The 9,630-nt window shown below is 72.9% G+C and carries 10 protein-coding genes and 1 pseudogene; 6 read left to right on the forward strand and 5 right to left on the reverse strand.

From position 1 onward, the window contains the following. Positions 1 to 136 precede the first annotated feature (136 nt). A complete protein-coding gene (locus AOK11_RS05195) occupies positions 137 to 679 on the reverse strand; it encodes a DoxX family protein (protein WP_055592440.1) in 543 nt (180 codons plus the stop codon). 139 nt (positions 680 to 818) lie between these two features. On the opposite strand from AOK11_RS05195, the gene AOK11_RS05200 reads away from it, so the two are divergent. Next, positions 819 to 1,145, forward strand: a complete 327-nt coding sequence (locus tag AOK11_RS05200) for a hypothetical protein (protein WP_055592441.1) — start codon at positions 819 to 821, stop codon at positions 1,143 to 1,145. A gap of 306 nt (positions 1,146 to 1,451) precedes the next feature. On the opposite strand, the gene AOK11_RS05205 is transcribed toward AOK11_RS05200, so the two are convergent. Then, entirely contained in the window at positions 1,452 to 2,453 is a 1,002-nt protein-coding gene (locus AOK11_RS05205; RefSeq protein ID WP_055592442.1) for a Gfo/Idh/MocA family protein, read from the reverse strand. Positions 2,454 to 2,643: 190 nt separating this feature from the next. On the opposite strand from AOK11_RS05205, the gene AOK11_RS05210 reads away from it, so the two are divergent. The 3 genes from AOK11_RS05210 to AOK11_RS05220 all read left to right on the forward strand — a co-directional run bounded on the left by AOK11_RS05210 (position 2,644) and on the right by AOK11_RS05220 (position 6,415). Next, positions 2,644 to 4,146, forward strand: a complete 1,503-nt coding sequence (locus AOK11_RS05210) for a multidrug effflux MFS transporter (RefSeq protein WP_420902965.1) — start codon at positions 2,644 to 2,646, stop codon at positions 4,144 to 4,146. An 11-nt stretch (positions 4,147 to 4,157) separates the two neighbouring features. Beyond that, positions 4,158 to 5,276: a serine hydrolase domain-containing protein gene (locus tag AOK11_RS05215; protein WP_055592448.1), complete on the forward strand. Its 1,119-nt coding sequence runs from the start codon at positions 4,158 to 4,160 to the stop codon at positions 5,274 to 5,276. Positions 5,277 to 5,386: 110 nt separating this feature from the next. Next, positions 5,387 to 6,415, forward strand: coding sequence for a small ribosomal subunit Rsm22 family protein (locus tag AOK11_RS05220; RefSeq protein ID WP_055592443.1), 1,029 nt, complete (start codon positions 5,387 to 5,389; stop codon positions 6,413 to 6,415). Here the strand turns inward: AOK11_RS05220 and AOK11_RS05225 are convergent. After that, positions 6,412 to 6,633, reverse strand: a complete 222-nt coding sequence (locus tag AOK11_RS05225) for a DUF6243 family protein (protein ID WP_206188779.1) — start codon at positions 6,631 to 6,633, stop codon at positions 6,412 to 6,414. The two genes, AOK11_RS05220 and AOK11_RS05225, sit on opposite strands and share 4 nt — an antisense overlap. A gap of 121 nt (positions 6,634 to 6,754) precedes the next feature. On the opposite strand from AOK11_RS05225, the gene AOK11_RS05230 reads away from it, so the two are divergent. Continuing rightward, a complete protein-coding gene (locus AOK11_RS05230; protein ID WP_055592445.1) occupies positions 6,755 to 7,417 on the forward strand; it encodes a TetR/AcrR family transcriptional regulator in 663 nt (220 codons plus the stop codon). Positions 7,418 to 7,599: 182 nt separating this feature from the next. Beyond that, positions 7,600 to 8,337 carry a bifunctional DNA primase/polymerase gene (locus AOK11_RS05235; protein ID WP_055592446.1) on the forward strand — a complete coding sequence of 246 codons (738 nt, stop codon included), beginning with the start codon at positions 7,600 to 7,602 and terminating at the stop codon, positions 8,335 to 8,337. Between the two features lie 84 nt (positions 8,338 to 8,421). On the opposite strand, the gene AOK11_RS05240 is transcribed toward AOK11_RS05235, so the two are convergent. Further along, complete coding sequence (locus tag AOK11_RS05240) at positions 8,422 to 9,456, reverse strand: SCO2278 family lipoprotein (RefSeq protein ID WP_055592447.1); 1,035 nt, start codon at positions 9,454 to 9,456, stop codon at positions 8,422 to 8,424. Then, positions 9,422 to 9,553 (reverse strand): annotated as a pseudogene (locus AOK11_RS44530) (iron transporter); the annotation flags it as partial. The gene AOK11_RS05240 and the pseudogene AOK11_RS44530, both read right to left, overlap by 35 nt. Between the last annotated feature and the right edge of the window lie 77 nt (positions 9,554 to 9,630).

The raw sequence follows: 9,630 nt of genomic DNA on the forward strand, positions 1-9,630 counted from the left end.
CGGCATCGGCATCGGCATCGGGCTCGGGCTCGGCATCGGGCTCGGATCGCTCATGTCGCAGACCCTGGCACAGGGCGCCGACCATGCCCGGCTCCGGCCCTCCGGCTGCGTCCGACCGCCGCGGGCATGCCGACCGTCAGTCGAACAGAGCCTCCTGCTCGCCCTCCCGCGCTTTGCGCAGGCGCCGGCTGCGTGCGCCCACGACCACCGCCGTTGCCGCCGCGGTCGCGGCGAAGGCCGCGACGACCATCCAGTCCCGGTCCGCCGAGTGGCCGAAGACGTGGTCCAGAGAGAGGCGGCCGGGCCCGGCGACGGCGAGGCCGGCCGCCATCAGACCCAGGGTCGCGGCGTGCTCGTAGCCGCCCTCCTGGTTGAAGAAGCCGTTGGGCGCGTGCACGGCCGCCGCGCCCGCCATCGCACCGGCCGCCGCCGCACCCGCCGCCGGGGTGGCGAGGCCGAGCGCGAGGAGCGCGCCGCCGCCCGCCTCCGCGAGGCCCGCCGCCGTGGCGCTGGCCTTGCCCGGTGCGTAGCCGATGGTTTCCATGAACTGGCCGGTGCCCTCGATCCCGCCCCCGCCGAACCAGCCGAACAGCTTCTGCGCGCCGTGTGCCGCCAGTGCCCCGCCCGCCCCCAGCCGGAGCAGCAGCAGGCCCAGATCACCTCGGTCGTAACAGGTCACGTCGTCTCCCGGTCCCGGAGCAGTCGCAGTCGCTTGGCGTGACCACCGTCGCACCCCGGCCTGCACCCCGGCCTGCGGCCGTCCGCCGTTCGGGTGGTGCGGCTGGCGCCGTGCGGTGACCGGGAGGACGCTGGCGGACATGACGATTCAGACCGCCCGCCTCGGCGACCCCACCGTCCGCGCCTTCGTCAGTGCCGTCAACAACCACGACCGCGAGGGCTTCATGGCCCTTCTCGCGCCCGGCGCGACCATGGCGGACGACGGTTCCGAGCGGGACCTGGCGGACTGGACCGACCGGGAGATCTTCTCCTCCCACGGTCACATGGACGTCGACCGGGAGTCCGACGGCGGCCGTGCCCTCGTCGTCCGCTACAGCAACGACGTCTGGGGCGAGATGCGCACCCGCTGGAGCTTCACCGTCGACGACGACGGCAGGATCAGCCACTTCGAGACCGGACAGGCGTGACACGCCGACCCGGCCAAACAGCACGGTTTGACACGGCAGTCGTCCCACCCACCGGCGCGTACCCCACGGTCCCGCGCGGGTCCGCCCCCTGCCGGCACGGTGGAACGACTGCCGCCTCCTCCCCCCGGATGTGGCCTGCGGAGTCCGCGGAAGCAGTCCGCTTCACATGTGAAGCTTTGGTGCAGGAGAGTTGAGCATATGTCCGCCACCGGCCGTAATACTGCGGACTGTTGCATTCCGATTGTGGAGTTTGTGGAGCCGACGGTCACCTGAGGCGGTGCGCCGGCTCCCTGACGCCCGCATCGCTCAGCGGGTTTCCCCCGGGTAGCGGACCCCGACGCGCTCCCGGATCGCGTCGAGCGTCCGCATCACCGCGAGCGTGCCGTCCAGCGGGACGAGCGGGGACTCGGTCTCACCCGCCCGCAGGGCGCGCATCGCCTCGGCCGCCTCGTGCTTGAGGGTGTTGCGGGACCCGTCCGCCGGGTCGGCGATGAACTCCTCGGCCTCCTTGCCGTCCCGGTGCAGCACGAACCGGTCGGGGAAGAAGAAGCCGTACGGGATGTCGATCCGGCCCGCGGAACCGGTGACCGACGCGGACGTCGACGTACCGCCGACGATGGAGCAGTGCACCGACGCGATGGCCCCGTCCTCCCAGGAGAGCAGCGCACCCGTCTGGAGGTCGACCCCCTCCTCCGAGAGCGTGGCCTTCGCCACGACGTCCGACGGCTCCCCGAGCAGCAGCTGGGTGAACGACACCGGATACACGCCGAGATCCAGCAGCGCGCCGCCGCCCAGCGCCGGGTCCCGCAGCCGGTGCGACGCCGGGAAGTCTCCCGCCAGTCCGAAGTCGGCCTGCACCGTGCGTACTTCACCGATCGCGCCGTCGTCGATCAGCGCCTTCAGCCGCCGCACCATGGGGTGGCAGTACATCCACATCGCCTCCATCAGGAAGCGCCCCCCGTCGCGCGCCAGACCGACCAGTTCCGCCGCCTCGCGCGTGTTGAGGGTGAACGGCTTCTCGCACAGCACGTTCCGCCCGGCCTCCAGGCACAGTCCGGCCGCGGCCCGGTGCGCCGAGTGCGGAGTGGCGACGTAGACGATGTCGACCTCCTCGTCCCGCGCGAGCGACTCCCAGTCGCCGTACGCCCGCGGTATCCCGAACCGCTCGGCGAACGCCTTCGCCGGCTCGGGCGACCGCGAGGCCACCGCCACGATCTCCGCGCCCGGAAGATCCACCAGATCCGCCGTGAACGTCGTGGCCATCCCGCCCGTCGCCAGAATTCCCCAGCGCACGTTCTGCCCTGTCATCCGCCCCACCCTGCTCGTTCGTGGTTCGTTGTTTCGTTGTCCGTGATCTCGTGCGAGCGCCCGCGCCTTTCCGTGGAAGCGCTCCCATGACGTCTTCGCGAACATCTTCACCCGGGATCGCCGTCCCTGACGAGCACCCCGTACGGGCTGAGAGCATAAGGAGCGCATGACTCTAAAAGGGAGGGGACACATGTCCGAGGGCGAGGCGTCCATGTCCGGACCGGCATCCGGGCCGGCATCCGGGCCGGCATCCGGACGGGTAGCGGCAACGGCATCCGGGCCGGCATCGAGCACGGCGCCGGCGCCGGCCGCTTCGGCACCCGTCGCCGGCAAGGGGAGCCGGAGCGGGGAGCCCGGGGCCCCCGGGCGGGCGACCCTCCTGGTCACGCTCATCCTGGGCGGCCTCACCGCCACCGCCCCGCTGGCGATGGACATGTACCTCCCCGCGCTCCCCGAGGTCACCCGGGCTCTGGGGTCCACCGCGTCCACCGTCCAGCTCACCCTCACCACCTGCCTGGCGGGCATGGCGCTCGGGCAGCTGGTGGTGGGCCCGATGAGCGACCGGTGGGGGCGCCGCCGTCCGCTGCTCGTCGGTCTCGCCGTCTACATCGTGGCCACCGCGCTGTGCGCGATCGCGCCCACCGTGGAACTCCTCATCGCCTTCCGGCTGGCCCAGGGACTCGCCGGCGCGGCCGGCATCGTCATCGCGCGGGCGGTCGCCCGTGACCTGTACGACGGCGTGGCCATGGCCCGCTTCTTCTCCACCCTCATGCTGATCTCCGGCGTCGCCCCGATCGTGGCCCCGCTGATCGGCGGGCAACTGCTGCGGGTGACCGACTGGCGGGGAGTCTTCGCCGTCCTCACCGTCCTCGGCATCCTGATGGCGGCCGTGGTGTGGCGGAAGCTGCCGGAGACGCTGGAGCCCGCGGACCGTCACCGCGGTGGGGCCGGCGAGGCGCTGGGCTCGATGCGCCGGCTGCTCGCCGACCGGGCCTTCAGCGGCTACGTCCTCACCGGCGGCTTCGCCTTCGCCTGCCTCTTCGCCTACGTCGCCGCCTCCCCGTTCGTCATCCAGGAGATCTACGGCGCCTCCCCGCAGACGTTCAGCCTGCTGTTCGGGATCAACTCGGTGGGGCTGATGGTCATGGGCCAGATCAACGGCAAGGTGCTGGTCGGGCGGGTCCGGCTGGACCGGGTGCTCGGCCTCGGCCTCGTCGTCGTCGTGACCGCCGCGACCGCGATCCTGCTGATGGCGCTGGGCGTGTTCGGGGACGTCGGGCTGGGGCCGATGGCCGTCGCGCTGTTCGTGCTGATGTCCGCCATGGGCATCACCATGCCCAACACCCAGGCGCTCGCCCTGATGCGCACCAAGCACTCCGCGGGCTCCGCGTCCGCCCTGCTCGGCACGGCGTCCTTCCTCATCGGCGCCATCGCCTCCCCGCTGGTCGGCATCGCGGGGGAGGACACCGCCGTCCCGATGGGCATCGTCCAACTGACCGCCGCTCTGGTGGCCCTGGCCTGTTTCGTGGGAATGTGCCGTCCCTGGGGCGGACGCACGGACACGGACGACGGAATCACCTTCCGCCGGCGCACAGTCGGTGCAGCGGGCGGACCCGACGCAGTGGCCGGACCCGACGGGACCGGTGGAACCGGCGGAACCGGTGGAACCGAGAGAGCGGGGGCGGACAGCTGAGCGCGCCGAGACTGCGCCACGGCACACCGGAACGGGCCGGGCTCGACCCCCGCGAACTCGCCGCCCTCGTCCGGGAGGTCCGCGCCCGTACCACCGGGGAGCACCCCTGGGCCGCGGGCGCCGTGGTCGTCGCCGGCCGCGGACCGGTGCTCGTCCTGCAGGAGGCGGCGGGCTGGGCCGTACGGTACGCGGCGTACGACGAACGGACCGGCACCGCGGTGGAACTGCCGCCCGGCGACCGCGTGCCGATGACCGTGGACACCCCCTTCGACCTGGCGTCCCTGACCAAACTGTTCACCTCGGTGGCCGCCGTGCAGCAGATCGAGCGCGGCACCCTGGGCATCGACGCCCTCGTGGGCGTGTATCTGCCGGACTTCCCCGCGGCCGTACGGCACGGCATCACCGTCCGGCAACTGCTCACCCACACCTCCGGACTGCGCCCCGAACTCCCGCTGTACGACTGCGCCGACGACGCCGAGCGCCTGGCCCGGCTCCGCGCGGAGCAGCCGGTCGGGGTGCCCGGCACGTACTGCTACTCCGACCTGAACATGCTGCTGCTCCAGCACCTCCTGGAGCGCCTCACCGGCCGCACCCTCGACACGCTCGTCCGCGACGGCATCACCCGGCCGCTCGACATGACCGCGACCGGCTTCGGCCCGTGTCCGGGCGCGGCGGCCACCGAGGACCAGCGGCGGCCCCGGGCCAAGGCGGACCGCGGCATGCTGCGCGGCGAGGTGCACGACGAGAACGCCTGGGCGCTCGGCGGCGTCGCGGGCCACGCCGGCCTCTTCTCCACCGGCCCCGACCTGGCGGTCTTCTGCCGCACGCTCCTCGCGGGCGGCTCGTACGGCCCCGCCCGCATCCTCGGCCCCGACTTCGTGGACCTGCTCCTCACCCCGCCGGGCCTGGGCTTCGCCCTGGACCAGCCGTGGTTCATGGGGGAGCTGGCGGGCCGGGGCGCGGCCGGTCACACCGGCTTCACCGGCACCTCCCTGGTCCTGGACCGCGCCACCGACACCTATCTCGTCCTGCTCGCCAACACCGTCCACCCCCGTCGCCCCCGCACCCCGGACAACACCCCGCGCGCGCAGGCGGCGACGCGGGTGGCGCGGGCGGTACGGGGAAGGTGAGAGCCGTGGACGGGGAAGCGGCGAGGGGCGGGGCCGGTACTGCTCGCCGACGCCCCGGCCGGGGCCGCTCGCCGGTGAAGCGCCGCCGCCCCGCGCCATAGAATCGCAAGGTGAACGTCCCCGCTCCGGCCTCTTCCGCCTCTCCCGCCGACACCCTGCGCAGCGCGCTCGCCGGGCTGCTCGACGGGCTCCCGCCGCGGCAGGCCGCGCAGGCCGTCGAGCGGCTGATCACCACCTACCGGGGCGCCACCCCGACCGCGGCGCCCATCCTGCGCGACCGCGCGGACGTCGCCGCGTACGCCGCGTACCGGATGCCCGCCACGTTCGAGGCCGTACGGTCCGCGCTGGCGGCGTTCGCCGACGCGGTGCCCGGGTGGACACCCGGCGACCACCTCGACATCGGTGGCGGAACCGGCGCCGCCGCCTGGGCGGTGAGCGCCACATGGGAGGGGAAGCGGCCGGTGACCGTCCTCGACTGGGCCGAACCCGCCCTCGCCCTCGGCCGGGAACTCGCCGCCGCCCACCCCGCCCTCGCGGACACCCGCTGGCAGGGCTCCCGGATCGGCACCGCCCTCACCCTCGACAGCGCCGACCTCGTCACCGTCTCGTACGTCCTCAACGAACTGACCGACAGGGACCGCGCGGCCCTCGTCGACGCCGCCGCCGGGGCCGCGCGGGCCGTCGTGATCGTCGAACCCGGCACCCCCGACGGCTACGCCCGCGTCATCGAGGCCCGCGACCGGCTCGTCTCCGCCGGCTTCCGGGTCGCCGCCCCCTGCCCGCACAGCGCCGCCTGCCCCATCGTCCCCGGCACGGACTGGTGCCACTTCTCGGCCCGGGTCAGCCGCTCCTCGCTGCACCGCCAGGTCAAGGGAGGGTCCCTCGCCTACGAGGACGAGAAGTTCAGCTACGTCGCCGCCACCCGCCTCCCGGTGAGTCCGGCACCCGCCCGCGTCGTCCGCAAGCCGCAGATCCGCAAGGGCCAGGTCCTCCTCAACCTGTGCGAGACGGACCCGGCCCTGCGCCGCACCACCGTCACCAAGCGCCACGGCGACCTGTACCGGGCGGCCCGGGACACCGACTGGGGCGACGCCTGGCCGCCGCCGTCGGCCGATGACGAGGGGCGCGAGGGTCACTAGGCCCGCTTCCCGGACCCTTTCTCCCGGCCTCCCTCACTTCCCCTTCCTTCCTGCGCCCGTCGCTCCTGGAGTGTGCGCAGCAGTTCGCGCTTCCGGGCCTGGGCGTCGAGCCCGCCGCCGATGCGGCCGTCGCGTCCGCCGCCGCGCAGGGCCTTGCGGCCGAGGTGCTGTCGGGTGCCGCCGACGCCCAGCATGTTTCCGGATCCGCCTCGGGACATGGTGATCTCCGTTCTTCCGGCCACTGACGGCCATCGAATCACTGACGAGACGCAGCGTCTCGTTCGTGCTCATCACTCTCAGGCGAGACGCTCCGTCTTGTCAACCTGATAAATTCGGCCCATGGCCTCGAACAACCCCGCACCCCCCGACTCCACCCGCCGCAGCGAGCGCTCCCGCCGTGCCATCTACGACGCGGCCATCGCCCTGGTCGTGGAGGTCGGCTACCCGAAGACCACGATCGAGGGCATCGCCGCCCGCGCCGGCGTAGGCAAGCAGACGATCTACCGGTGGTGGGGGTCGAAGGCGGACGTCCTGCTGGAGGCCTTCCTCGACCTGAGCGAGCAGGCCGCCCGCACCGCCGCGCAGGAACACGAAAACCATGAGGGGCAGGAGGGCCGGGCGGGCCACGAGAGCCAGGGGATCCCCGACACCGGGGACCTCGCCGCCGACCTCAAGCTCGTCCTGCGCGCCACGGTCGACGAGCTGCGCGACCCCGGGTTCGAGGCGCCGTCCCGCGCGCTGGCCGCCGAGGGCGTCGTCAACGAGGAGCTGGGCCGGAGGTTCGTCGCCCAACTGCTGGAACCGCAGCTCCAGCTCTACGTCGACCGGCTGCGCTCCGCGCAGGAAGCCGGTCAGGTGCGCCCCGACATCGACCCGCGCATCGCCCTGGAACTGTTCGTCTCGCCACTCGCCCAGCGTTGGCTCCAGTACACGGGGCCGATCACCTACGAGTACACCGACACCCTCGTCGACTACGCCCTCAACGGCCTCGCCCCGCGCTGACCAGGCCCGATGCCGAGGGGCGGCCGCGCCCCGCAGGCATACCTTTCGCCCCGCGGGGCGCCCCTCGTCACGTCAGGGCCCGCTTGTCCCGGCTGCGCCGATTATGTGCCCCGGCCCCCCGAGGCGCAGGATGGTGGGACGATAGGGCATGCTGGGGGCACGACGGCGAGGCGAGGAGCTAGATGAGCGCGGAGTTCGGCGGTAGGACCGGCAGGCAGGGCAAACTCTCCCGATGGCTGCGCGGACGCCGCCCGGAGCCGGCCGTCGACGAAGGCGACCGTGAGGCTCTGCTGCTCGCCGCCGCCGGTGCGGGACTCCCTCTCGCGCCCGCCGCCCACCCGGCCGGATACGGCTGTTCCTGCGACCGCGTCGGTTGTCCCACTCCCGCCCGGCATCCCGTGTCGTTCGCCTGGCAGACGCAGTCCACCACCGACCGCGCCCAGATCGAACGCTGGGCCCGCCACCAGCCGCAGGCCAACTTCATCACCGCGACCGGCATGGTGCACGACGTACTCGACGTGCCCCTCGAAGCCGGTCGCGAGGCGTTGGAGCGCCTGTCGGAGGACGGGGTCGAGGTCGGCCCCGTCGCGGAGAGCGACGACGGCCGCATGCTGGTCTTCACCCTCACCCGGGGCACCCCCGAGGACGAGGACGAGTGGTGGCCGTGCGAGCTGGACTGCCACCCCGAGACGATGGACGAGCATCCCGGCCTGCGCTGGCACTGCCGCGGTTCGTACGTCCTGGTACCGCCCGCGCGACTGCCCGGTGACGACAACCGGTCGGTGCACTGGGTCCGCGGCCCGGAGCATCCGCTGCCCGACCCGCTGAGCCTGCTGGAATACCTCACCGACGCCTGCGCCCGCCACGCCGGCGAAAACCCCGAACAGGCAGCCGCCGCGGCCTGGCCCTCGCGCCGTTAGGGTTTGTCGTCCCGGTCCACCCCGGTCCACTCCGCCACGGGTCCGGTCCGGTCGTCCCGTCCCGGCCGTACGGCAGTGGCTGTGCTACTCGCCTTTTGCCGACGTCAGCCCCTGGATCCTCCCCAGGATCTCCACCTCGCCGTCGCCACCGCCGTCGTCGCCCGGGTCCAGAGCCACCTGGTTGGACACGAACTCCATCGTCAGGGTCTGCCGGATCTCGCCGGTGGTCAGCGCCAGCACGTCCTTGTTCGGCGTCGGCACGGACGCCCCCGCAGCGGCGGTCTGCTTCTCGAAGTGGCGCGTGGTGAAGAAGACCAGCGCCCCGCCGTCCTCGGTACGCAGCGCCAGCGGCGCGTAGTCGCCGTTCGTCATCGGCTCGTCGATGTACTGCGTGGCCAGGCCCGGCCGGACCGACTTCTTCGTCCGCAGCTCCCGCCACGCGCTGGTGTGCGGTCCCTCGGCGAAGGCGGCTTCGCCACCGTCCTCGCCCTTCTTCAGGTACGTCGCGTAGGCCGCGCTCAACTCCCCGGGCGGCACGGCAGGATCGGCCGCGTTCGCGGGCACCGCCTCGGCCCAGCCGTCCTCGTCCACCGCGAACTTGGGCAGGGCGTCCGGGGCGACCAGCGTCAGATACGCCGCCTCCCAGGTCTCGTCCTGACCACTGCGCGTGAACACCAGCAGCCAGCGGGAGTCGCCGCCCTTGTTGCCGGCCGCGTCCGCGAGGAACCAGCGGGGCCAGCCGGCCTTCTTGGGAATGGTGAACTTCGCGTCCGTCAGCTTCAGCGGCGCGTGCCGGGCATTGCCGTCCGGGCTGTTGGCCTTCCCCGCCGTCAGCCGCGCCGAGTCGATGTCGGCGAGCGCGCCGGTGGTGTACTCGGCGTCCAGGGAACTGTCGTACGCCTTGTCGGCCTTGTTGTAGGCGGCCGTGAACTCCTGGAGCGCCGTGGCCGCTTCGGCGCGGGTGGTGGCCGGAAGCACCTCCCGCTCACCGTGCACCACCACGCAGCCGCTCGCCGTCAACGACAGAGCGGTCACCGAGGCCGCGATCAGCGCGCTCCGGCCGAACCCGCCGAACCCGCGGACCTCGTGGAGCCTTCGAAGGCCGAGATACCTGCTCATCCGGTTCCTTCACCTTCCCCTTCCCGGAGGCGAACCCTACCGGGGCGAGGTGCCGCGGAAACGCCGGGACCGGATACAGCGGCCACACCGTGACCCGGCGCGGAACCCGCCCGGGAGAGGGGCCGGAGGGCGGGGAGGGACCGGAGGGAAAGGGCCGGAGGGACCGGAAGGGAT

The organism is Streptomyces hirsutus, assembly GCF_001418415.1.
Classification (GTDB): domain Bacteria; phylum Actinomycetota; class Actinomycetes; order Streptomycetales; family Streptomycetaceae; genus Streptomyces; species Streptomyces hirsutus.